The following is a 23446-nucleotide window of genomic DNA, read 5'->3' on the forward strand; positions in this document are numbered from 1 at the left end:
CGCACCGCCACAGGAGCCAAATCCAGCCACCCCAGCCCCCGCCGTAGGCACACTCGCCGTAGGCGGTGCCCGTCCGAGCCCGCCGCAGGCGGTTGCCGAGACCCGCCGGCCCACCAAGGAGGCCCATGCTCGCCGCTCTCCCCTCCTCGCCCGCCGGGGCGGTCGTCGTGCGCGAGGTGGTGGCGCCGCGGCCGGGGCCCGGGCAGGTGCTGGTGCGGGTGCGGGTCGCGGAGGTGGTGCCGACGGCCCCCGGCGCCGGTGGGCTGGCCGGGGTGGTGTGCCAGCTGGGGGCGGCGTCGTTCGGGCTGGAGGTGGGCGACCGGGTGCTCGGCGACGCGCCGGCCGGTACGTGGGCGGAGTACGCCGCCGTGGACTGCGCCCGTCTGACCTACCTCCCGCCGGGACTCCCCTGGGCGCACGCCTGCGCCCTCGCGGGAGCGGCCCGCACCGTCGAACCGGCCCTGGACGCGCTCGCCCTCCGGCCCGCCGAGCGGCTGCTGATCGCGGGCGCGGGTCGCGGTGACGGCCCGCTCGCCGTCCAGCTCGCCCTCACCCGCCGGGTCGAGGTCCTCGCCGTCGCGGCCCCGCACGACCGCGCCCACCTCCGCAGCCTCGGCGCCCGTCCCACCAACGGCCTCGACGACGCCCCCGACGCCGTGCTGCTGGTCGGCGCCGCCCCTCCCCCGTTGGAGGTCCCCCGGACGGCCACGACCGCCACCCCCGCCGGACCCCCCGCCCATCCCCTCTCGCTGGTCGAGCTCTGGGAGGAGTACGAGCTGCGTCCGGACGTCGCCGCCGTCCTCCCGTTGCCCCACGCGGCCCGCGCGCTGCACCTGGCCGCCGCCGGCCGCCCCCGCGGTGCCGTCCTCCTGGAGCCGATTGTGAGTTTCGGCCGCTGACCAGGTAATGTTCTCTTCGTCAGCAGGCGCCGCTAGCTCAGTTGGTTAGAGCAGCTGACTCTTAATCAGCGGGTCCGGGGTTCGAGTCCCTGGCGGCGCACAGACAGGTCGAAGGCCCTCTCGCTCCTCGCGAGGGGGCCTTCGCCGTGCGGGCCACGGGCTGCCCTAGGCCGCCCGCACCTCGTTGACGCACAGGATGTTCCCTTCGGTGTCCTTGAACCAGGCGGCCCGCATGCCGTCGGCCTCGGCGACTCCGTCGAGGGTCTTCAGGTCGGGCAGGTCGTACTCCTCGAAGACGACTCCGCGGCGGCGCAGCTCGGCCATCTCGGTGTCGAGGTCGTCCACCTTCCAGCTGGCCAGGGTGTGCTGGGCCTGGCCGCCGTAGGGCGTCTCGTACATGCCGAATTCGGTGCCTCCGCAGCTGAAGCCCACGTCGGGCCCGTTCTCGCGGGTGAGGGTGAGTCCGAGGGTGTCGCGGTAGAAACGCTTGGCCCGTTCGATGTCCGCCACCGGGATGACTGCGAGCAGCGGTGCGTCTGCCAACATTTCGCCATCACCTCCTGTGACCAGGCTAGGAGCCGTCCGTCCGGCCCGCGAACGCCGACGGGCCGGCCACCCGGGGGTGACCGGCCCGCTGCGTACGGTCATGCGGTCGTGCGGTCGTGCGGTGGATCAGCCGAAGTAGGCGTCGAAGTTCTTGGAGAACTCGCGGCTGCCCTGGTAGCTGTCCCAGTTGACGGACCAGGTCATCAGGCCGCGCAGGTTGGGCTGGGCACCGGCCTTCGGTGCGCCGTAGGTGCCGCAGTTGGTGGCCTTGGTGAGGCAGTCGAGCGCCTTGTTGACCTCGGCGGGGGCGACGTAGCCGTTGCCGGCGTAGCTGTTGGCGGGCATGCCGATCGCGACCTGGCTCGGGGCGAGGGCGGGGAACACGTTGGCGGTGTTGCCGGCGACCGGGAAGCCCTTGAGGAGCATGTCGGTCATCGCGATGTGGAAGTCGGCGCTGCCCATCGAGTGGTACTGGTTGTCCAGGCCCATGATCGAGCCGGAGTTGTAGTCCTGGACGTGCAGCAGGGTGAGGTCGTTCCGCATGGCGTGGATGACCGGCAGGTAGGCGCCGGCGCGCGGGTCCTGGCCGCCCCACGGCCCGGAGCCGTAGTACTGGTAGCCGAGCTGGACGAAGAAGGTCTCCGGGGCCATGGTCAGCACGAAGTTCTGGCCGTACTTGGCCTTGAGGGTCTTCAGTGCGGAGATCAGGTTGACCACGACGGGGGTGGTCGGGTTCTTGAAGTCGTTGTCGCCGGTGGCGAGCGACAGCGAGTGGCCCTCGAAGTCGATGTCGAGGCCGTTCAGGCCCCACTTGTCGATGATCGCGGAGACCGAGGAGACGAAGGCGTCGCGGGCGGCGGTGGTGGTGAGCTGGACCTGGCCGTTCTGGCCGCCGATCGAGATCAGGACCTTCTTGCCCTGGGCCTGCTTGGCCTGGATGGCGGCCTTGAAGTCGGCGTCGGACTCGACGGTCGGGCACTCGGTGGCCGGGCAGCGGTTGAACCGGATGTCGCCGGAGGTGACCGAGGTCGGCTCGCCGAAGGACAGGTTGATCACGTCCCAGGAGGCCGGGACGTCGGCCATCCGCACGTAGCCGGCGCCGTTGGCGAAGCTGGCGTGCAGGTAGCCGACCAGGGCGTGGGTGGGCAGTCCGCCGCCGGGCGGGGCGGTCGGCGAGGACGAGGTGGACGGCGAGGCGCTGGTGGAGGCGGACGCCGAGGTGGACGGGGAGGCGGAGGGCGACGGCGACGAGGAGGTGCCGGACGGGGACGGGGAGGCGGTGGGCGCGCCGGGGCCGTCCAGCGAGACGTCGTCCGCGTAGTAGGTGCCCTGGCCGTACCAGCCGTGGGTGAAGACGGTGGCGCTGGTCTGGCTCGCGCCGGTGGTGAAGCTGACGGAGAGCTTCTGGTACGCGCCACCGGTGCTGGGCGTCCAGGTGGAGGTGCCGCCGTTGACGCCGAGGTACACGTACGCGCCCTTGACCCAGGAGCTGAGCGTGTACGTGGTGTTGGGGGCGACCGTGACGGTCTGGGTGCACTGGGCGCTGTCGCTCGCCGAGGCGGCGCCGGCCAGCGCGTAAGTGCCGGTGCGGGCCTGTCCGGTGACCACGCTTCCGGTGGATCCGGTGCAGCTCCAGGGGCCGAGCTGGCCGCTCTCGAAGCCGCCGTTGACCAGGAACTCGCCGGCGGAGGCCGCGGGGGCCAGGCCGAAGCTGAGCGCGACGGCACCGGCGGCCGCGACGGCCCAGGCGGTACCGGCGGCGACCAGCCGCTTTCGGGGAGTAGGCATTGTGGGGATGCTCCTGCCTCGATCAGGTGTGGGGGACGTCCAGGGCCAGGTGGGGTCGGCCGAGGGGCGCGCCGCCGCACACCGGCACGCTCCCTCAATTGGACTGGACCAATGAAGCGAATCCGCGACCGGATGTCAATGGAACCGGCTCGGAAGCGACTTGGCCCGACCCCCGCCGCCGCCCTCCGCCGGAGCCCTCCCGGCGGACCGCGCCCCGGTTGCCCGGCGCTGCGGCAGACCGAACCATGGAGAGGTGCCCGGATACCTGCGCCACCCCCACCTGCGCGGCGGCCTGCTCGCCTTCACCGCCGAGGACGACGTCTGGGCCGCGCCCCTGTCACCCGACGGCACCGTCGGCCGGGCCTGGCGGATCAGCTGCGACCGCACCCGGGTCGGCAACCCCCGGCTCTCCCCGGACGGCACCACCGTCGCCTGGACCAGCTGGGCCGCCCTCACCCCCGAGGTGTTCACCGCCCCGGTGGAGGGCGGCGAGTCGGCCCGGCTGAGCTTCTGGGGCAGCCAGGACACCCGGGTGCGCGGCTGGCTGCCGAACGGCGAGGTGCTGGCCGTCACCTCGTACCACGAACCCTTCGCCCACTACACCTGGGCCTGGGAGCTGCCCCCGGACGGCGCGCCGGCCCGCCGGATGCCCTGGGGCCCGGTCGCCGACGCCCAGGTCGGCGCCGAGCACACCGTGCTGCTCACCGCCGCCGCCCCGCACGAGCCCGCCGCCTGGAAGCGCTACCGGGGCGGCGCCACCGGCCGGCTCTGGCTGGACCGCACCCAGCTGCTGCCCGGCCTGCCCGGCCACCTCGCCTCCCCCATGCCGGTCGGCGGACGGGTCGCCTTCCTCTCCGACCACGAGGGCGTCGGCAACCTCTACTCGGTGGCCCTGGACGGCACCGACCTGCGCCGGCACACCGACCACGCCGCGTACTACGCCCGCGAGGCGTCCTCGGACGGCACCCGGATCGTCTACCAGCACGCCGGCGACCTGTGGCTGCTGGACGACCTGGACGCCCCCGCGCCGCGCCGCCTGGACGTCCCGCTCGGCGGCTCCCGGGCCGGCCGCCGCCCCTACCAGGTCTCCGCCGCCAACAACGTCAAGGACCTCGCCTGCGACGCCACCGGCCGAGCGGGCGTGGTCAACGTCCGCGGCAGCCTCTACTGGCTCACCCACCGCGAGGGACCGGCCCGGGTGCTCGCCGACACGCCCGGCGTGCGCTGCCGGCTGCCCACCGTGCTCGGCTGGAGCGGCCAGGTCGCCTGGGTGACCGACGCCGAGGGCGAGGACGCCGTCGAGATCGCCCCGCTGCCCGCCCGCGACGGCGGCGAGACCCCGCCCCGCCGGATCGCCGCCGGCCGCCTCGGCCGGGTCCTGGAACTCACCTCCTCCCCCGACGGCACCCTGCTGGCGGTCGCCTGCTCCGACGGCCGGCTGCTGCTGGTCCGCACCGCCGACGGGGAGGTGACCCCGCTCGCCGCGTCCCCGTACGGGCCGGTCTCCAGCCCCGCCTTCTCCCCCGACGCGCAGTGGGTGGTCTGGTCCCAGCCGGTGGCCGGGCGCTCGCTGCGCGCCATCCAGCTCGCCCGGGTCGACACCCCCGAGCGGGCGATCAACGTCACCGACGGCCGCTTCGAGGACGAGCACCCGGTCTTCACCCGGGACGGCCGGTTCCTGGTCTTCCTCTCCTGGCGCGGCTTCGACCCGGTGCACGACGTGCACACCGGCGACCTCTCCTTCCCGCTCGGCTGCCGCCCCTACCTGGTGCCGCTCGCCGCCGACACCCCCTCCCCGTTCGCCGCCCCCGTGGAGGGCCGGCCGCCGGTCGGCCTCGACCCGGAGGAGGCGACCGGCGACGGCACCGTCCGGGTCGACGAGACCGGCCTCACCCGGCGGCTGGTCCCCTTCCCGGTGATCGCCTCCAAGTACTCCGCCACCGCGGCCGTGCGCGGCGGCGTGATCTGGCTGCGCTGGCCGATCTCCGGCGCCCTCGGCCAGACCTTCGCCAACCCCGAGGAGACCTCCGGGCGGCCCGCACTGGAGTACTTCGACCTGGCCCGCGGCAAACGCACCACCCTGGTCGACCAGTTGGACGGCTTCGCGGTCTCCGGCGACGGCTCGGCGATCTCCGTCTTCTCCGCCGGCACGCTCAAGCTCCACCCGCTCGCCGCCCCGGGCTCACCGCTGCCGGTCGACCTGCGGCGGATCACCCACACCGTCCACCCGCCCGCCGAGTGGCGCCAGTCCTACCACGAGGCCGCGCGGATCGTCCGCGACCAGTTCTGGGACGCCGACATGTGCGGCCTGGACTGGCCGAGCCTCGTCGACCAGTACGCCCCGCTGCTCGACCGGATCGCCTCCCCCGACGACTTCGCCGACCTGCTCCGCGAACTCCTCGGCGAACTCGGCACCTCGCACGCCTACGTCACGCCCTCCCGGCGCGGCGAGGGCCCGGCCCTCGCCCAGCAGCCGCTCGGCCTGCTCGGCGCCGGCGCCCACCGCGACCCCGACGGCCGGTGGCTGGTCGACCGGGTGCTGCCCGGCGAGTCCTCCGACCCGCGCGCCCGCGCCCCGCTGGCCGGGTACGGCATCCAGGACGGCGACGAGCTGCTCGCCGTCGACGGCCGGCCGCTCGACCCGGTCCGCGGGCCGCTGCCGCTGCTCGCCGGGACGGGCGGCACCACCGTCGAACTGACCCTGCGCCGCGGCGACGCCCTGCGGCGGATCGCGGTGACCCCGCTGACCGACGAACGGCCGATCCGGTACCAGGACTGGGTGGCCAAACGGCGCAAACTGGTCCGCGAGTTCAGCAACGGGACGTGCGGCTACCTGCACATCCCCGACCTGGGCGGCTCCGGGTGGGCGCAGTTCAACCGCGACCTGCGGCGCGAACTCGACCGGCCGGCGCTGGTGCTCGACGTCCGGGGCAACGCCGGCGGGAACGTCTCCGAGCTGGTCCTGGAGAAGCTCGCCCGACGCGTCCTGGCCTGGGACTTCACCCGCGGACGGCAGCCCGTGCGGTGGCCGCGCGACGCGCCGCGCGGCCCCGTGGTGGCCCTCGCCGACCACGCCACCAGCTCGGACGGGGACGTGATCATCACCGCGATCAAGGAACTGAGGCTCGGCCCGGTGGTCGGCACCCGCACCTGGGGCGGCGTGGTCGGCATGACCGGCCGGCACGCCCTGGGCGACGGCACCCAGATCTCCGTGCCCAAGAACGCCTCCTGGTTCACCGGCGGCATCGGCTTCACCGTCGAGAACCACGGCGTCGAACCCGACGTCGAGGTCGTCCGCACCCCGCACGACTGGGCCACCGGCGAGCACACCGAACTCCGCGCCGCGACCCGCCTCGCCCTGGAACTCCTCGCCGCCCACCCCGCGGCCGAACCCCCGCCCCGCAATGCCCCGCGGCCGGACCTCAAGCGACCGCCGCTGCCGCCACGGCCCCGATAGGGGCTCGTGGGAGTACCCCACGAGCCCCTGGTCGTTGCCGCTCTCAGTCCCAGGGATCGCCCTCGGCGGTCATGTCGCGGGCCGCCCGGAGGTCCTGCTCGGTCATGTCGGCTTCGTGTTCGGCGCTCCGGCGGGCCTTCTCGGTGGTGTCGCCGAACGCGTCGGCCGCCTCGTCGTGGGCGAGCGCCGCACGCTGGGCCGGACCGGCGTCCGCCGGCTGCGCCTTGTGGCGGAACCTGTCGAAGATGCCCATGTCTCCTCCTCGGGTGGGCCGCCCCCTTCCCGACCAACATGTCACCGGCACCCGGTCGCCGCACCCCGGCCCGTCACCCGTCCGGCGGATCCCGGCCCGGACTTGGCCGGAACGGCCACATGCCCTGTGGCAGGCGGAAAGGGGTCGTAGGTCCCGTGTCCGAGCCGCCGAAGGCCCGTAGCCGCCTCATCACCCGCCGACGGAGGGTGGATCCGTCAGCAGATGGACCCACCGCCGCAGATCTCCGAGGTGAGCGAGCATGGCAACCGAGCAAGCCGCGTCCGCCGAAACCGCCGTCGACGCCCTGGTGCAGAACGGGCTGAAGGCGCTGCAGGAGTACCACGGGTTCACCCAGGAGAAGGTCGACCACATCGTCAGGAAGGCGTCGCTGGCGGCACTGGCCGCGCACACCCGGCTGGCGCGGCTCGCGGTGGAGGAGACCGGCCGGGGCGTGTTCGAGGACAAGGCGGTGAAGAACGTCTTCGCCTGCGAGCACGTGACCCACTCGATGGCGCGGATGCGGACGGTCGGCGTGGTCCGCCGGGACGAGATCGACGGGATCGTGGAGATCGCCGAGCCGGTCGGCGTGGTCGCGGGGGTCACCCCGGTCACCAACCCCACCTCGACCACCGTCTTCAAGGCGCTGATCGCGCTGAAGACCCGCAACCCGATCGTCTTCGGCTTCCATCCGGCCGCGCAGCGCTGCTCCGTCGAGGCGGCCCGGATCGTCCGGGACGCGGCGATCGCGGCGGGCGCGCCGGCGCACTGCGTGCAGTGGATCGACCGGCCGTCGATGGAGGCGACCGGCGCGCTGATGAACCACCCGGGGGTGGCGACGATCCTGGCGACCGGCGGCAACGCGATGGTGCGGGCGGCGTACAGCTGCGGGAAGCCGGCGCTGGGGGTGGGGGCGGGCAACGTCCCGGCGTACATCGAGAAGAGCGCCGACCTGCGGCGGGCGGTCAACGACGTGGTGCTCTCCAAGTCCTTCGACCACGGCATGGTCTGCGCCTCCGAGCAGGCGGTGATCCTGGACCAGGAGATCTACGAGCCCGCTCTCGCCGAGTTCCGGAAGCTGAAGGCGTACCTGGCCTCGCCCGCCGAGAAGGCGATGCTGGAGCGGTACGTCTTCGGGGTCGGCGAGGAGCGCAACTGCGCGGGGGCGGAGCTGAACGCGGCCGTGGTCGGGCAGTCGCCGGTGCGGATCGCCGAGGCGGCGGGCTTCGAGGTCCCGGCGGACACCTCGATCATCCTGGCCGAGGTCGGGTCCGTCGGTGAGGACGAGCCGCTCACCCGGGAGAAGCTCTGCCCGGTGCTGGCCGTGCTGAAGGCGGAGAGCCGGTCCGGGGGGTTGCGGCTGGCGACGCGGATGGTGGAGTTCCACGGCCTGGGCCACTCGGCCGCCGTGCACACCGAGGACGCGGCGTTCGCCGAGGAGTTCGGGCACGCGGTGAAGGCGTGCCGGGTGATCTGGAACGCGCCGAGCTCGCAGGGCGGCATCGGCGACGTCTACAACGCCTTCATGCCCTCGCTCACGCTGGGCTGCGGCAGCTACGGCCACAACTCGGTGTCGGGCAACGTGTCGGCGCTGAACCTGCTCAACATCAAGCGGATCGGGCGGCGCAACACCAACATGCAGTGGTTCAAGGTCCCGCCGAAGATCTTCTTCGAGCGCAACTCGATCAAGTACCTGGCGGACATGCGCGGTGTCCGGAAGGTCGTGGTCGTGACCGACCGGACGATGGTGGAGATCGGCCACCTGGAGCGGGTCCGCTCGATGCTGCTGCGGCGCGCCGAGCCGGTGGAGACCCGGGTGATCGACTTCGTGGAGCCCAACCCGTCGATCGAGACGGTGGAGAAGGGCGCGGAGCTGATGCGCGACTTCCGGCCGGACACCATCATCGCGCTGGGCGGCGGTTCGCCGATGGACGCCGCCAAGGTGATGTGGCTGATGTACGAACACCCGGAGGTGGAGTTCGCGGACCTGAAGGAGAAGTTCTTCGACATCCGCAAGCGCGCCTTCGCCTTCCCGGACCTGGGCGAGAAGGCCAAGCTGGTGTGCATCCCGACCACTTCGGGGACCGGCAGCGAGGTCACCCCGTTCGCGGTGATCACGGACACCGGGAGCGGCCAGAAGTACCCGCTGGCGGACTACGCGCTCACCCCGTCCGTCGCCATCGTCGACCCGGCGCTGACCACCGACCTGCCGAAGACGGTGACCGCGGACTCCGGCTTCGACGCGCTGACCCACTGCATCGAGACCTACGTGTCGGTCTACGCCAACGACTTCACCGACGGGCTGGCGCTCCAGGGAATCCGGCTGGTCTTCGAGAACCTGGAGCGGGCCGTGGCCGAGGGCCCCGACAACCCGGTGGCGCGGGAGAAGATGCACAACGCCGGCACCATCGCGGGCATGGCGTTCGGCTCGGCGTTCCTGGGCGTGGTGCACGCGATGGCGCACACCCTGGGCGCGACCTTCCACGTGGCGCACGGGCGCACCAACGCGCTGCTGCTGCCGCACGTGATCCGGTACAACGGCGCGGCGCCGACCAAGGTGACCAGTTGGCCGAAGTACCGGACGTACGTGGCACCGGAGCGCTTCCAGCAGATCGCCCGGATGCTCGGTCTGCCGGCCGACAGCCCGGAGCAGGGCGTGGAGTCGCTGGCCCGGGCGGTGGAGGAGCTGCGCGACCGGGTGGGGATCCCGCGCTCCTTCAAGGAGGCGGGCGTGGACGAGGCGGCGTTCCTGGCGGCACTGCCGCAGCAGGCGATGAACGCGTACGAGGACCAGTGCGCGCCGGCCAACCCGCGGATGCCGATGCTCGACGACATGCAGCAGCTGATGCGCCAGGCGTACTACGGCGACCAGGCCGCCTGACCCGGAGAACGGGGACCGAGGTCCCCGCAGCAGAGGACTTTTCGAGCCCGTGCGACCTTGTGAACGGATTCACAATGGACAGGGCGGGCAACCGAGGCGGGAGTTGAGGACCATGAAGAGCGCGTGGGACGGCTTCGAGGGCGGCCAGTGGCAGGACGCCGTCGACGTCCGCGACTTCATCCAGCGGAACTACACGCCGTACGAGGGCGACGGCGCCTTCCTGGCCGGCCCGACCGGGCGGACCCTCGCGGTGTGGCGGCAGATCACCGACCGCTTCCCCGAGGAGCGCGCCAAGGGCGTGTACGACGTCGCGCACGACGTCCCGTCCACCATCACCGCGCACGCGCCCGGCTGGATCGACAAGGACCGGGAACTGATCGTCGGCCTGCAGACCGACGCCCCGCTGAAGCGGGCGATCATGCCCAACGGCGGCTGGCGGATGGTCGCGGGCGCCCTGGAGACGTACGGCTACCCGGTCGACCCGGAGCTGGAGAAGGTCTTCACGGTGTACCGCAAGACCCACAACGCCGGGGTCTTCGACGCCTACACGCCGGAGATCCGGGCCGCCCGCAAGGCCGGCGTCGTGACCGGCCTGCCGGACGCCTACGGCCGGGGCCGGATCATCGGCGACTACCGCCGGGTCGCGCTCTACGGCGTGGACCGGCTGATCGAGGCCAAACTGGCGGAGAAGGCCGAGCTGGACCCGCTGCCCGCCGACGCCTCCCGCCTGGAGGAGGTGATCCGCGAGCGCGAGGAGCTCGCCGAGCAGATCCGGGCGCTGGGCGAACTCAAGGCGATGGCGCTGGCGTACGGGTACGACGTCTCCGGCCCGGCGTCGAGCGGGCGCGAGGCGATCCAGTGGCTGTACTTCGCCTACCTGGCGGCGGTGAAGGAGCAGAACGGCGCGGCGATGTCGCTCGGCCGCACCTCCACCTTCGTCGACGTCTACCTGGAGCGGGACCTCGCGGCGGGCGTGCTCACCGAGGAGCAGGCCCAGGAGCTGGTCGACGACTTCGTCATCAAGCTGCGGATCGTCCGCTTCCTGCGCACCCCCGAGTACGACGAGCTGTTCTCCGGCGACCCGACCTGGGTCACCGAGTCGATCGGCGGCATCGGCAGCGACGGCCGCCCGCTGGTCACCCGCACCTCGTTCCGCTACCTGCAGACCCTCTACAACCTCGGGCCGGCCCCCGAGCCCAACATGACGGTCTTCTGGTCGCCCCGGCTCCCGCAGGGCTTCAAGGACTTCTGCGCCAAGGTGTCGATCGACACCTCCAGCGTGCAGTACGAGTCGGACGAGCTGATGCGGCCGCGCTTCGGCGACGACACCGCGATCGCCTGCTGCGTCTCCGCGATGGAGGTCGGCCGGCAGATGCAGTTCTTCGGCGCCCGGGTCAACCTCGCCAAGACGCTGCTCTACGCGATCAACGGCGGCCGGGACGAGCGGTCCGGCGCGCAGGTCGGCCCCGAGAGCGGGGCGCTCACCGATGAGGTGCTCGACTACGACGCCGTGCTGGCCAAGTTCGACCAGCAGATGGAGTGGCTGGCCGAGACCTACGTCCACGCGCTCGACGTCATCCACTACATGCACGACAAGTACGCGTACGAGCGCCTGGAGATGGCGCTGCACGACCGCGACGTGCGGCGCACCATGGCCTGCGGCATCGCGGGCCTGGCGGTCGCCGCGGACTCGCTGAGCGCGATCCGGTACGCGACGGTGCGACCGGTCCGCGACGCGACCGGGCTGGCCGTGGACTACCTGGTGGAGGGCGAGTACCCGGCGTACGGCAACAACGACGACCGGGCGGACTCCATCGCCGTGTGGCTGGTCGAGGAGTTCATGCGCAAGGTGCGCAAGCACCCCACCTACCGGGGCGCCGAGCACACCCAGTCGGTGCTGACCATCACCTCGAACGTGGTCTACGGGAAGAAGACCGGTGCCACCCCGGACGGGCGCCGGGCCGGCGAGCCGTTCTCCCCCGGAGCCAACCCGATGAACGGGCGCGACAGCCACGGCTACGTCGCCGCGGCCCTGTCCGTGGCCAAACTCCCCTATGCCCAGGCCGAGGACGGCATCTCGCTGACCAACACCGTCACCCCGGACGCACTGGGCCGCACCCCCGAGGAGCGGGTGCGCAACCTGACCGGCGTGCTGGACGGCTACACGGCCTGCGACGGCTTCCACATGAACGTCAACGTGCTCGACCGGGACACCCTGCTGGACGCGATGGAGCACCCGGAGGACTACCCGCAGCTGACCATCCGGGTCAGCGGCTATGCGGTGAACTTCGTCCGGCTCACCCGGGAGCAGCAGTTGGACGTGGTCAACCGGACCTTCCACGCCTCCCTCTGATCCCCCACCGGCCAGGAGGCCCCGCCATGACCGCGGTACTGCTCGGCACCGACATCCCGCTCGGCCCGCGGGTCACCGGATCGGTGCACTCCTGGGACCTGTCGACCGGGGTGGACGGGCCGGGCACCCGGTTCGTCACCTTCCTGGCCGGCTGCCCGCTGACCTGCCTGTACTGCCACAACCCGGACACCCTGGCGATGCGCAACGGCCGGCGCACCGGCGTGGACGAGGTGGTGGCGGAGGCCGCGAAGTACACCTCCTTCATCCGCGCCTCCGGCGGCGGGGCCACCGTCAGCGGCGGCGAGCCGCTGCTGCAGCCGGTGTTCACCGGCGAGCTGTTCCACCGCTTCAAGCACGAACTGGGGCTGCACACCGCGCTCGACACCTCGGGATTCCTCGGCGCGCGGGCGAGCGACGGGCTGCTGGCCGACGTCGACCTGGTGCTGCTGGACATCAAGTCCTGGGACCGCGGGCTGTACCGCCGGGTCACCGGGCGGCCGCTGGAGCCGACCCTGGACTTCGCCCGGCGCCTGGCCGACCTCGGCAAGGACGTCTGGGTGCGGTTCGTGCTGGTGCCGGGGCTGACCGACCCGGTGGAGAACGTCGAGGGGGTGGCGTCCTTCGCCGCCTCGCTCGGCAACGTCTCGCGGGTCAACGTGCTGCCCTTCCACAAGCTGGGGGCGGCCAAGTGGGAGGCGCTGGGCCGGGAGTTCACCCTGGCCGACACCCCCTCCCCCACCCCCGCACAGGTCGGCGCGGCGCGGGACGTCTTCACCGCCCACGGACTGAAAGCGATCTGAGGGCACCCAGATGCCGCACGCGGCGGACGGGCCGGGGATCGCCGCCGACCCCCGGTACCCGTCCGCCGCGTGACCGGCCGGGTCAGCCGCTGATCGAGGCGGCGCCGTTCTCCAGGTGGCCGGTGAAGCGCTGCGACCAGCTCGCGTCCGAGCTCACCGTGACGGTGAAGTCGTACCAGCCGTTGGCGTAGGCCACCACGTTGAAGTAGTCGTCGGCCGAGCCGCCGGCCGGGACGGTGTAGGTCCACGGGCCGTCGGAGCGGTAGCCGTTGGAGGTGACGGTGAAGGTCACCGCGGCGGCGGAGGTGTTGGCGAGCTTGAACCAGAGCGCGAGCTTGCCGGTGTCCGGCGCGGCCGCGTACGAGGTGGTGACGGCGACGTCCTTGCCCGCCTTGGTCGCGTCGCCCTTGAAGCGGCGCAGGAAGCGGTTGGGGCCGATCAGCGACAGGTCGTACGGCCCGTTGCCGAAGTTGGTGCCGCAGTTGAAGAAGTCGCTGGTGGAGCCGCCCGGGTCGACGGTGTACTGCCACGGGCCGCCGGAGCGGTAGGCGTTGGCGTAGGCGGCGAAGTGGGTGGTGGCACTGCCCTGGTTGGTCATCTTCAGCCAGACCTTCATCACCCCGCCGGAGCCGAACTCCAGGTGGTCCAGGTTGGCGGCCGGCTGGTACGGGAGGGCGCGGGCCGGGCGGGTGCCCGCCTCCTGCAGCGGCAGCTTGTTGTCGATCGGCGCCGGGTTGGGCAGCGGGCCGCAGGCGGACATGCCGATGGTCTGCGAGGTGTCGGGCAGCGCGGGCAGGCCGTACACCGGGTTGGCGAAGTCGAACATGCCGGTCAGGTCGCCGCAGACCTTCCGGCGCCACGCGCTGATGTTGGGGCAGGTCGCGGGCTTACCGATGGCGGTGGTCCACTTCTCCAGGAAGCGCAGCACCGAGGTGTGGTCGGAGACCTCGGAGCTGACCCAGCCGCCGCGGGTCCAGGGCGAGATGGCGATCATCGGGACGCGGAAGCCGAGGCCGATGCTGGTGCCGTTGTAGAACTCGCCGGCGGTGCCGGCCGGGGCGACCGGCGGCGGGACGTGGTCGAAGAAGCCGTCGTTCTCGTCGTAGTTGAGGAACAGGATCGACGAGTTGAAGACGTTCGGGTCGGCGTTGAGCGCGTCGATCACGTTGTGCACGAAGTGCGCGCCGTCGGCCGGGGTGGAGTACGGGTGCTCGGAGGAGCCCTGGTCGGGGACGATCCAGGAGACCTGGGGCAGGGTGCCGGCCAGTACGTCGGCCTTGATGGCGGCGACGATGTCGTCCGGGGTCCTCCCGGTGACCTTGGGGACGGAGCCCATGCCCTTGACCGCGAGCGGGCTGCCCGCCGGGGCCGAGGTGAAGGCGGTGAAGTAGGCGAGGGCGTTGTCGCCGTAGTTGTCGGCGGCGTTCTGGTAGACCTTCCAGCTGACGCCGGCGTTCTCCAGCGCCTCCGCGTAGGTCTGCCAGCGCAGGCCGCTCTCGTCGCCGCCGTCGTAGGCCGGGCCGCCCGCGGTGCCGGCCGGGTCGATCTGGCCGGACCAGTGGTAGGTGCGGTTCGGGCCGGTCGCGCTGATCACCGAGCAGTGGTACGCGTCGTTGATGGTCCAGTTGTCGGCCAGCGCGTAGTGGAACGGGATGTCCTGGCGGGTCAGGAAGCCCAGCGTGCGGACGTTGCCCTTGGCGGAGACCCAGGAGTCCAGCTTGCCGTTGTTCCACGCCTTGTGCTGGTCGGACCAGCCGTGCGCCAGGTCGCCGTTGCACTGGGCCAGGCGCTCCGGGTCGGCGCCGCCGGCCGGCTTGGTCAGGCTGAACTGCCACGGGTACTGGCGGGACAGGCCGTTCGGCTGGTTGAAGACGCTGTAGCCGCCGGCGATCTGGATCGCGCTGCGGTCGGCGAAGCCGCGGACGCCCTTCAGCATCCCGAAGTAGTGGTCGAAGCTGCGGTTCTCCTGCATCAGGATCACGATGTGCTTCGCATCGGTGATCGTGCCCGTGGTGGAGAGCCCGGCGGCCGCGGCCGGGGACGAGCCCGCCACCGCGCCGGTCCCCGCCACTGCCGCACCCGCGGCGGCGCTCGCCGAGAGCGCCATGAACTTCCTACGACTCAGAGCAGCCATCCGACCCGTCCGTCCCTTCGACCCGGTGATGATGTTGTTCACACACGTTGTGCTCACGCCATCGAACGCCGAGCATCTTCACGCAGGTCGGGCCGTATGGCTATGACTTTGCGTCAAGGATTGTTGGACTGTTCACCGAGTCATCGCCGAGCGGCGGGCGGGTTAACGGTCCTTGACCTCGATCCCCAGGGCAGCCGCCAACTGGGGTGCGAGATCGAAGAGTTGCCCGGTGGAGACGATCGCCCCGGAGAGACCCGGCACGGCGTCCGGGAGGTGGAGCCGGACGGCGCCGCGCAGGTCGACCTGCTTGAGCTGCGAGCCGCCGAGACGCACCTCCTCCAGGGTGGAGCCGGGGAAGGAGACGTCGGTCAGCCTGGCGCCCGAGCCGAGGTCCACGTCGCGCAGCAGGCAGTCCTCGAAGACCACGTCGCGCAGGGTCGCGCCGCGCAGGTTGACCGCCTCCAGCTTGCACTGGCGGAAGACCACCCGGCGCAGCGCCGAGCCGTACCCGGCGATGCCGGCCAGCACGGTGCCCTCCAGCCGGGAGTCCTGCCAGTCGCTGTCCGCGAGGTCGCAGGCGACCCAGCGGCTGCCCTGCACCCAGACCTCGTTGAAGGCGGCCGTCCGCAGCTTCGCCCCGTCCAGGGCGGTGCCGGTGAACGCGCACTCCAGGAACCGGGCACCGGTGGCGGAGCCGCTCTGCGGGCCGTCGAAGTGGACGGTGTCGTAGCGCGCGTCGGCGCGCAGCGGGCCCGCGTGGGGCTGGAGCAGGTGGGCGTACGGAAGGTCTTCGAGCTGCACCACCGCATCCTACGGACGGCCTCGGACAATCACCCCCGCGTCGCGAGGGCGGTGCCGACGGCGACCGTGGCGGCGACCGCCAGGCCGGCCGCGAGCACCCCGGCCCCGCCGAGGGCGGTGCAGGCGAGCACCGCGGCGGCCGAGACGGGGAGGACGGCCTGGGCGGCGCCCTGCTTCACGTGCCGGGAGTGCAGCGCCCAGACGGTGAGCAGGTAGAGCGCGGCGGGCACGGTGACGGCCGCCGTGGCGGCGGTGGCGGAGAGGTGGGCCTGGCCGACGGCGTGCTCGATGGCGACCTCCAGACCGGCGCCGACCGCCGCCGCCGAGCCCAGCACCAGGTAGTGGCCGTAGCCCCAGAGGAACGCCTGGCGGTTGGAGCGCAGGTGCTGGTGGATGGGCTCGGCGAAGTAGATCCACCAGGCGCCGAAGCAGATCAGCAGGCCGCCGCCGGCGATCGGCAGCAGTTCGTCGAGGGCCTCGTGCTCGTCCAGGGCGGTCTGCATGGCGACGGTGGCGGCGGCGACGGTCTCGCCGAGCACGATGATGGTGAACAGCCCGTACCGTTCGGCGATGTGGCGCGGGTGCCAGCTGGACTGCACCTTGGCCTCGGCCAGGGCGGGGACGGCGAGCTCGGCGAGGATGCAGAGCAGGACGACGGCCGTCCTGGCCGCCCCCTCGGGGACGAACAGCACGGCGACCCAGCCGAGTTGGACCACCGTGATGCCGGCCGCGTAGCGCAGTGCCATGGTGCGGGCGCCACCGGTCTCGGAGCGGGCGGCGCGCAGCCACTGGGTGACCATGGCGAGCCGCATCAGCAGGTAGCCGACCACCGCGAGGGTGAGGTCCTGCTGGTCGAACAGCCGCGGCACGCCGGCCGCGAGGACCAGGACGCCGGCGATCTGCACCAGGGTGGTGATCCGGTACGGCACGTCGTCGCAGTCGTAGGCGGAGGCGAACCAGGTGAAGTTCATCCAGGCCCACCAGATGGCGAAGAACGCCATGAAGTAGCCGTAGACGCCGTGTCCGACGTGGCCCTCGGCGACGGCGTGGGCGAGCTGCTTGCCGGCCTGGGCGACGGCGACGACGAAGCAGAGGTCGAAGAAGAGCTCCAGCGGGGTGGCGGCCCGGTGGTCCTCGTCGCGGCTGCGGGCGCGCATCGGGCGCAGCACCTGGAAGGGTTCGGTCACGGGGGTGATCCTGGCACCGCTCCGGCCCGGCCGCACGCAAGCGACACGGCACGCCGAAACGTCCGGTTCCACCCGATATGAGTAATCGTCAGGCAGAGTTGACGGCGTAGTGCGCGAACCGGGTGACACCTGGGACGCGCCTGTGCACGTTGTCCCGTCCGTCCCGATCGGCCCGCTAGATTCCCTCCGGAAGTAGAACGACGACACGGGCGGTCTGCGGGCAACGCGGAAGGTCAAGGACGATGGAGCGGGCACGGGGGCGGGACCGCCGCTCCCCGCGTCCGTCTGCCTGAACTCCTCGTGATCACCGCGCTGTCCGCCAGTGCCGCCTGCTGTTCGTCGTCCCCCCGGGGGACGCGGGTCACTTCTGCCAGCCGACCTTGGTGATGTCGGTGTCGGCGAGGCTTCCGGCGCCGTAGTTGGCGAGGCCCTTGCGGACCGCGACGATGCTGGGCCGCTGGTAGAGCTCGACGGTGTGGGCGAGCTCCCAGATCTTCACGTCCGCCTCGTTGTAGAGCTCGGCGGCCTCGGCCGGGTCGAGCGTCGCGGCGGCCTTCTTCAGCAGGGCGTCGATCTCCGGGGTGGCCAGCTTGGAGAAGTTGCCGAAGACGTTGTCGCCCTGCGGGGCGCGGTAGTTGGCGACGCCCTTGGAGAGCGGGAAGGAGCCGGTGTTGCGCCAGCTGGCCAGGTCGAACTTGCCCTGGTTGACGTACTTGGTGAAGTACTCCTTGCTGGGCACCTTGTCGACCGAGAGCTTCACGCCGACCTGCTGGAGCATGTTCTGCACGGCGGTGGCCATGTCGACCTGGGCCTGGGTGGAGCCGTCGCTGAGCACGTAGTGGAGCTCCAGCGGCTGCCCGTCCCTGGTGCGCGGCTGGCCGGCCGCGCCCTCCTTCCAGCCGGCCTTGTCCAGCAGGGCCTTGGCGGCGGCCGGGTCGAACTTCACCCAGTCCCCGGCGTTGTCCCGGTAGCCGTTCTGGTTGGTCATGAAGAGGTGGTTGCCGAGCGGCTTGAACTCCACCGGCACGCCCTGGTTCACGATCTTGATCAGGGCGGAGCGGTCCAGCGCCCTGCCGAGCGCCTGGCGCACTCCCTGGTCGGCCAGCGCGCCGTTGCCGCCGAAGGAGATGTGCACCTCGTCCCAGGGGGTGCCGGTGCGGATCACGCCGTCCTTGGCGTCCTTGAGCTGCCCGTACGAGGAGGCGGCGCCGGCGCTCGCGTAGTCCACCTCGTTGTTGAGGAAGGCCTGGGTGATCGCCGGGGAGGCCAGCACCCGGTAGGTGATCCGGTCCAGCTTGGGCTTCGGACCCCACCAGTCGGGGTTAGGGACCAGGGTGATGGTCTGCGCGGCCTTGTCCAGGGTGCCGGGCTTGAACGGGCCGCCCCAGACCGGGACCTTCTCCACCCAGCCCTCGTTGAAGGCCTCCGGGGTGGAGAGGCCGGAGGCGGGCAGCAGCGGGTTGAAGAGGTTCTGCCAGTCCGCGTACGGCTCGCTGAAGGTGACCTTGACCTCGGTCGGGTCGGCGCCCTGCTCGACGGCGGAGATCTGCTCGTAGCCGGAGGAGTCGGAGAGGTTGTACGCGGTGTTCCTCCCGTTGGACGCCTCCCAGACCGCCTTGAAGTCCTGGTAGCCCAGCTGCTTGCCGTCCGACCACTTGGCCTTGGGGTTGAGCTTGTAGGTGACCACCTGCGGGGAGGTGGAGGTGACCTTCGCCGACTGCAGGTACTCGGGCACCTCGTGGAAGACGCCCTTGGCATCGCTGCGGAAGAGCTTGGCCTCCAGGTACCCCATGATCTCGACCGCGTCGCCGTAGGTGCCGTCGACCTGGTACGGGTTCCACTGGGTGATCCACTGCTGCAGCGGCGGGCGGAACTCGCCGCCGTCCTTGATGTTCTCCAGCGGCTGGGGGTTGTTGTCCTCGGCGTCCTGGGTGGGGACCACGTTCTTCGCCACGTCGCCGGAGCCGCCGGAACCGGAGCTGCACGCGGTGGCGGCCAGTGCCACGGCGAGGGCGGCGGCCGCGGCGCGGCCCAGTCTGCGGGTGGTGGTCGATGCGCTCATGAGGGTGCCCCCAGGGGGTTGTCGAGGAGTACGGGCTGTCAGGTGTGGCGACAGTTGAACGTGGGCATTCAAGTGGATGCCCTGCCCGGAGAAGCTAACAGTGAAACAACACCACGACCAGATACCGGAGTTCATTCCTGATCAGACGGAAACGCTGCGCAACACTTCCGCAATGTCCCGTCCGCAGTCCGCTGCAAAACTCTGACCTGCCCGTTCACCCGACCGAAGGCATACGACCATGCACCGCAGGTGTGCGAAGTGATTCGCTATCTCGCCAAACGCCTCGGCTACTACGCCGTCCTCCTGGTGGCCGCCGTCTTCCTGGCGTACGCGCTCTCCTCGGCCGCCCTCGGCCCGCGCACCTACTTCGAGGCGAAGCAGCCCAGGCCGTCCGCCGCCTCGGTGGACCGGCAGTTGACCGCGCTCAACATCAACGACCGCACCCCGGTGGTGGAGCGCTTCGCCACCTGGTCCGGGGGCCTGCTGCTCCGCGGCGACCTGGGACGGACCATCCACGACACCTCCGTCAACGAGGAGTTCGGCCGCCGGATCTGGGTCTCGCTGCGGCTGCTGCTGCTCGGCAGCCTGCTCGGCATGGTCCTCGGCGTCGCCGCGGGGGCCTTCGGCGCGGTCCGCCAGTACCGCTTCTCCGACCGGGCGCTGACCGTGCTCTCCTTCGTCCTGCTGTCCATGCCGGTCTTCCTGGTCGCCCTCTTCCTGAAGAACGGCGCGATCGCCGCCAAGGACGCCGCCGGGCACGAGGTGGTCCCCTTCGTCGGGTACGAGACCCCGGGGCTGACCGGCGGCGCCGGCGCCCACCTGGCCGACTGGGGGCTGCACCTGCTGCTGCCCACCCTCGCGCTGGCGCTTGGCGGGCTGGCCACCTACAGCCGCTACCAGCGCTCCACCATGCTCGACGTGCTCGGCTCCGACTACCTGCGCACCGCCGAGGCCAAGGGGCTGACCCGGGGCCGGGCGCTGCTCCGGCACGGGCTGCGCACCGCGATCATCCCGATGTCGACCATGTTCGCCTACAGCTTCCTGGCGATCCTCACCGGCGCGGCTTTCACCGAGACCATCTTCGCCTGGCACGGCATGGGCGAGTGGTTCATCCAGGCGATCAACGAGCAGGACGTCAACTCGGTGGTCGCGGTCAACCTGTTCGCCGCCGTGGCGGTGCTGGCGGCCGGCTTCCTGGCCGACGCCCTGCACGCCGCCCTGGACCCGAGGGTCAGGTACTGATGACCGCCGTCCTCCCCACCGCCCCCGCCGGACCGCGCCCCGCCGTCCCGACCGGCCGGCTGCGCCTGGTGCTGGCCCGGCTGCGGGCCGCGCGCGGCGTGCTGGTCGGCGGCGCGATCGTGCTGCTGCTGTTCGCCCTGGCCTTCCTCGGCCCGTACCTGACGCCGTACGACTACGCCGCGCCCGACTACGCGGCCATCCGGCAGCCGCCGTCCGCCGCGCACTGGTTCGGCACCAACGGGATCGGCCAGGACGTCTTCGCGCAGACCCTGCGCGGGCTGCAGAAGTCGCTGGTGATCGGCCTGCTGGTGGCCCTGCTGTCGACCGGGCTGGCCGGCCTGGTCGGCGCCTGCGCGGGCTACTTCGGCGGCTGGACCGACCGGGTGCTGGTCTTCCTGGTCGACCTGCTGCTGATCTTCCCCAGCTTCCTGATCATCGCGATCGTCTCGCCGAAGCTGCGCGGCGCTGGCTGGCTGGCCTTCGTGCTGCTGCTGGCGCTGTTCAACTGGATGGTCACCGCCCGGGTGGTCCGCTCCATGACGCTCTCCCTGCGGGACCGCGAATTCGTCCGCGCCGCCCGCTACATGGGCGTCGCGCCGCTGCGGATCGTGCTGCGGCACATCCTGCCCAACGTCTCCTCCTTCCTGATCATCGACGCCACCCTGGCGGTCGGCGGCGCGGTGATGAGCGAGACCGCTCTCTCCTACTTCGGCTTCGGCGTCCGCCCGCCGGACGTCTCGCTCGGCACCCTGCTGGCCGCCGGCACCGACCAGGCACCGGTCTTCCCCTGGCTGTTCTACTTCGCAGCCGGGCTGCTGGTGCTCTTCGTCCTCGCGGTCAACCTGATCGGCGACGGACTGCGCGACGCCCTCGACCCGACCTCCGACCGGAGCGGCACGTGACCACCCCCCTCCTCGACATCAGCGGCCTGGCCGTCGACTTCGGCAGCGCCCCGGCCGTCCGCGGCGTCGACCTGACGCTGCGCCGCGGCGAGACCCTCGGCATCGTCGGCGAGTCCGGCTCCGGCAAGTCGGTCACCGCGCTCGCCGTGCTCGGCCTGCTGCCGAAGGCCGCCCGGGTGCGCGGCTCGGTCCGGCTGGAGGGCCGCGAGCTGGTCGGCCTGCCCGGCCGCGAACTGGCGAAGGTGCGCGGCCGCAGGGTCGCCATGGTCTTCCAGGACCCGCTCTCCGCCTTCACCCCGGTCTACCGGATCGGCGAGCAGATCACCGAGGCGCTGCGGATCCACCGGAAGCTGGACCGCACCACCGCCCGCCGGCGCGCCGCCGAACTGCTCGACCTGGTCGGCATCCCCGCCCCGGACAAGGCCCTGGACGCCTTCCCGCACGAGTTCTCCGGCGGCATGCGCCAGCGCGCGATGATCGCCATGGCGATCGCCAACGACCCCGACATCCTGCTCGCCGACGAGCCCACCACCGCCCTGGACGTCACCATCCAGGCCCAGGTGCTGGACGTGCTGCGCACCGCGCAGCGGGAGACCGGCGCCGCGCTGGTGCTGGTCAGCCACGACCTCGGGGTGATCGCCGGGACGGCCGACCGGGTCGCCGTGATGTACGCGGGCCGGGTGGTGGAGACCGCGCCGGTGGACGAGCTCTTCGCCCGGCCCCGGCACCCGTACACCCTCGGGCTGATCGGGGCGGTGCCCCGGCTGGACGGGCGGGGCGGGCCGCTGGTGCCGATCCCCGGCAGCCCGCCCGCGCCGGGCACGGTCACCGGCTGCCCGTTCGCACCGCGCTGCCCGCTGGTGGAGGACCGCTGCCGCACCGCCGAGCCGCCGCTGGCCGGGGCGGACGGTCACCTGGCGGCCTGCGTCCGCTCCGAGGAGCTGGCCGCGCGCGGGCCCCGGCCCGAGGAGGTCTACCCGGTGCCGCCGGTGCCCGCCGCCGAACCGCCCGGCGAGGAGATCCTGCGGGTGGACGGCCTGGTGAAGACCTTCCCGGTGCTCAAGGGCGCCGTCTTCAAGCGGCGGGTCGGCACCGTGCACGCGGTGGACGGCGTCGACCTGGCGGTGCGCCGCGGGGAGACCCTCGGGCTGGTCGGCGAGTCCGGCTCCGGCAAGTCCACCACCCTGTACGAGCTGCTGGGCCTGCGGCGGCCCGAGGGCGGTCGGATCGAGCTGCTCGGCCGCGACGTCGCGGGCCTCGACCGGGCCGGCGTCCGGGAGCTGCGGCGGGCCGTGCAGATCGTCTTCCAGGACCCGATGGCCTCGCTGGACCCGCGGATGCCGGTCGGCGACATCGTCGCCGAGCCGCTGCGGGCGCACGGCGCCGAGCGGGCGGAGATCGACCGCCGGGTGCCCGAACTGCTGCGCCAGGTCGGCCTGGAGGCGGACCACGCCGGGCGCTACCCGCACCAGTTCTCCGGCGGCCAGCGGCAGCGGATCTCGATCGCCCGGGCGCTGGCGGTGCGGCCGCGGCTGCTGGTGCTGGACGAGCCGGTGTCGGCCCTGGACGTGTCGATCCAGGCGGGGGTGCTCAACCTGCTCCAGCGGCTGAAGGCCGAACTGGGGCTGGCGTACCTGTTCGTCTCGCACGACCTGTCGGTGGTGCGCCACCTGGCCGACCGGGTCAGCGTGATGTACCTGGGCCGCACGGTCGAGGCGGGCGCGGTGGCCGAGGTCTTCGAGCGGCCCCGGCACCCGTACACCCGGGCGCTGCTGTCGGCCGTGCCGCTGCCCGACCCGGCGGCGGAGCGGGGCCGGAGCCGGATCCTGCTGCCCGGCGACCCGCCGTCGCCGCGCGAGCGGATCGAGGGCTGCCGGTTCCGGGCCCGCTGCCCGGTCTACGCGGCGCTGGGCGATCCGGCGGACCGGGCGCGCTGCGAGCGGGAGTCCCCGACGGCCGGGCCGACCGGTCCCGGGGTGGACCACGTCGCCGCCTGCCACCACCCGCAGCGGGGGTGACGCGAAGGGCGGAGCCCCTCGGTCGGGGGAGATCCGAGGGGCTCAGCGGGGGGTGCGGCGCCGGGGAGGCGTCACACCCAGCCCTGGTTGCCCCCGTTGGGGGTGGCCGAGGTGCTGTTCGTGGTG

15 protein-coding genes and 1 tRNA gene are annotated in these 23446 nt (G+C 72.2%); 9 read left to right on the plus strand and 7 right to left on the minus strand.

Annotated elements, in window-relative coordinates; genetic code table 11:
* Nucleotides 1–125 precede the first annotated feature (125 nt).
* Together ABEB06_RS14190 and ABEB06_RS14195 are read left to right on the plus strand one after the other, a co-directional pair.
* Entirely contained in the window at nucleotides 126–899 is a 774-nt protein-coding gene (locus ABEB06_RS14190) for a hypothetical protein (protein ID WP_345697224.1), read from the plus strand.
* 26 nt (nucleotides 900–925) lie between these two features.
* Nucleotides 926–999 (plus strand) — tRNA-Lys (locus ABEB06_RS14195).
* A 65-nt stretch (nucleotides 1000–1064) separates the two neighbouring features.
* Here the strand turns inward: ABEB06_RS14195 and ABEB06_RS14200 are convergent.
* Nucleotides 1065–1445, minus strand: a complete 381-nt coding sequence (locus ABEB06_RS14200) for a VOC family protein (protein WP_345697225.1) — start codon at nucleotides 1443–1445, stop codon at nucleotides 1065–1067.
* A 126-nt stretch (nucleotides 1446–1571) separates the two neighbouring features.
* Nucleotides 1572–3233 carry a chitinase gene (locus tag ABEB06_RS14205; protein WP_345697226.1) on the minus strand — a complete coding sequence of 554 codons (1662 nt, stop codon included), beginning with the start codon at nucleotides 3231–3233 and terminating at the stop codon, nucleotides 1572–1574.
* Between the two features lie 253 nt (nucleotides 3234–3486).
* Between ABEB06_RS14205 and ABEB06_RS14210 the strand changes: the two genes are divergently transcribed.
* On the plus strand, nucleotides 3487–6690 hold the full coding sequence (locus tag ABEB06_RS14210; RefSeq protein ID WP_345697227.1) for a S41 family peptidase: 3204 nt from the start codon (nucleotides 3487–3489) through the stop codon (nucleotides 6688–6690).
* Nucleotides 6691–6733: 43 nt separating this feature from the next.
* On the opposite strand, the gene ABEB06_RS14215 is transcribed toward ABEB06_RS14210, so the two are convergent.
* Complete coding sequence (locus ABEB06_RS14215) at nucleotides 6734–6943, minus strand: hypothetical protein (RefSeq protein ID WP_345697228.1); 210 nt, start codon at nucleotides 6941–6943, stop codon at nucleotides 6734–6736.
* 259 nt (nucleotides 6944–7202) lie between these two features.
* Between ABEB06_RS14215 and adhE the strand changes: the two genes are divergently transcribed.
* From adhE to pflA, 3 genes are all read left to right on the plus strand, one after another.
* Nucleotides 7203–9821 carry a bifunctional acetaldehyde-CoA/alcohol dehydrogenase gene (gene adhE, locus ABEB06_RS14220; protein WP_345697229.1) on the plus strand — a complete coding sequence of 873 codons (2619 nt, stop codon included), beginning with the start codon at nucleotides 7203–7205 and terminating at the stop codon, nucleotides 9819–9821.
* A gap of 112 nt (nucleotides 9822–9933) precedes the next feature.
* Nucleotides 9934–12174, plus strand: coding sequence for a formate C-acetyltransferase (gene pflB / locus ABEB06_RS14225; RefSeq protein WP_345697230.1), 2241 nt, complete (start codon nucleotides 9934–9936; stop codon nucleotides 12172–12174).
* Between the two features lie 26 nt (nucleotides 12175–12200).
* Nucleotides 12201–12974 (plus strand): pyruvate formate-lyase-activating protein, encoded by a 774-nt coding sequence (gene pflA, locus ABEB06_RS14230; protein WP_345697231.1) that lies wholly within the window; start codon nucleotides 12201–12203, stop codon nucleotides 12972–12974.
* An 82-nt stretch (nucleotides 12975–13056) separates the two neighbouring features.
* Here the strand turns inward: pflA and ABEB06_RS14235 are convergent, their stop codons facing one another.
* The 4 genes from ABEB06_RS14235 to ABEB06_RS14250 form a co-directional block, all read right to left on the minus strand.
* The gene (locus ABEB06_RS14235) at nucleotides 13057–15108 is read right to left on the minus strand and encodes a phosphocholine-specific phospholipase C (protein WP_345697232.1); all 2052 of its coding nucleotides are present in this window, start codon (nucleotides 15106–15108) and stop codon (nucleotides 13057–13059) included.
* Between the two features lie 162 nt (nucleotides 15109–15270).
* On the minus strand, nucleotides 15271–15909 hold the full coding sequence (locus tag ABEB06_RS14240; RefSeq protein WP_345697233.1) for a pentapeptide repeat-containing protein: 639 nt from the start codon (nucleotides 15907–15909) through the stop codon (nucleotides 15271–15273).
* 29 nt (nucleotides 15910–15938) lie between these two features.
* Entirely contained in the window at nucleotides 15939–17066 is a 1128-nt protein-coding gene (locus tag ABEB06_RS14245) for a low temperature requirement protein A (RefSeq protein ID WP_345701841.1), read from the minus strand.
* Nucleotides 17067–17457: 391 nt separating this feature from the next.
* A complete protein-coding gene (locus tag ABEB06_RS14250) occupies nucleotides 17458–19158 on the minus strand; it encodes an ABC transporter family substrate-binding protein (protein WP_345697234.1) in 1701 nt (566 codons plus the stop codon).
* 258 nt (nucleotides 19159–19416) lie between these two features.
* Here ABEB06_RS14250 and ABEB06_RS14255 point away from each other — a divergent pair, with 258 nt between their 5' ends.
* Genes ABEB06_RS14255 through ABEB06_RS14265 form a run of 3 tightly spaced genes read left to right on the plus strand, consistent with a single transcriptional unit; the run spans nucleotide 19417 to nucleotide 23320 of the window.
* A complete protein-coding gene (locus ABEB06_RS14255) occupies nucleotides 19417–20400 on the plus strand; it encodes an ABC transporter permease (protein ID WP_345697235.1) in 984 nt (327 codons plus the stop codon).
* Complete coding sequence (locus tag ABEB06_RS14260; RefSeq protein WP_345697236.1) at nucleotides 20400–21302, plus strand: ABC transporter permease; 903 nt, start codon at nucleotides 20400–20402, stop codon at nucleotides 21300–21302. Before ABEB06_RS14255 ends, ABEB06_RS14260 begins: the two co-directional genes overlap by 1 nt.
* Nucleotides 21299–23320: an ABC transporter ATP-binding protein gene (locus ABEB06_RS14265; protein WP_345697237.1), complete on the plus strand. Its 2022-nt coding sequence runs from the start codon at nucleotides 21299–21301 to the stop codon at nucleotides 23318–23320. The genes ABEB06_RS14260 and ABEB06_RS14265 overlap by 4 nt, the downstream gene beginning before the upstream one ends.
* Nucleotides 23321–23446: the final 126 nt, after the last annotated feature.

The organism is Kitasatospora terrestris, assembly GCF_039542905.1.
Taxonomy (GTDB): Bacteria; Actinomycetota; Actinomycetes; order Streptomycetales; family Streptomycetaceae; genus Kitasatospora; species Kitasatospora terrestris.

Excerpts from the sequence above, each read along its gene's own strand:
- ABEB06_RS14190 (WP_345697224.1), top strand. The coding sequence starts at position 126 with ATGCTCGCCGCTCTCCCCTCCTCGCCCGCCGGGGCGGTCGTCGTGCGC.
- ABEB06_RS14200 (WP_345697225.1), bottom strand. The coding sequence starts at position 1,445 with ATGTTGGCAGACGCACCGCTGCTCGCAGTCATCCCGGTGGCGGACATC.
- ABEB06_RS14205 (WP_345697226.1), bottom strand. The coding sequence starts at position 3,233 with ATGCCTACTCCCCGAAAGCGGCTGGTCGCCGCCGGTACCGCCTGGGCC.
- ABEB06_RS14215 (WP_345697228.1), bottom strand. The coding sequence starts at position 6,943 with ATGGGCATCTTCGACAGGTTCCGCCACAAGGCGCAGCCGGCGGACGCC.
- adhE (WP_345697229.1), top strand. The coding sequence starts at position 7,203 with ATGGCAACCGAGCAAGCCGCGTCCGCCGAAACCGCCGTCGACGCCCTG.
- pflB (WP_345697230.1), top strand. The coding sequence starts at position 9,934 with ATGAAGAGCGCGTGGGACGGCTTCGAGGGCGGCCAGTGGCAGGACGCC.
- pflA (WP_345697231.1), top strand. The coding sequence starts at position 12,201 with ATGACCGCGGTACTGCTCGGCACCGACATCCCGCTCGGCCCGCGGGTC.
- ABEB06_RS14235 (WP_345697232.1), bottom strand. The coding sequence starts at position 15,108 with ATGGCTGCTCTGAGTCGTAGGAAGTTCATGGCGCTCTCGGCGAGCGCC.
- ABEB06_RS14245 (WP_345701841.1), bottom strand. The coding sequence starts at position 17,066 with ATGCGCGCCCGCAGCCGCGACGAGGACCACCGGGCCGCCACCCCGCTG.
- ABEB06_RS14250 (WP_345697234.1), bottom strand. The coding sequence starts at position 19,158 with ATGAGCGCATCGACCACCACCCGCAGACTGGGCCGCGCCGCGGCCGCC.
- ABEB06_RS14260 (WP_345697236.1), top strand. The coding sequence starts at position 20,400 with ATGACCGCCGTCCTCCCCACCGCCCCCGCCGGACCGCGCCCCGCCGTC.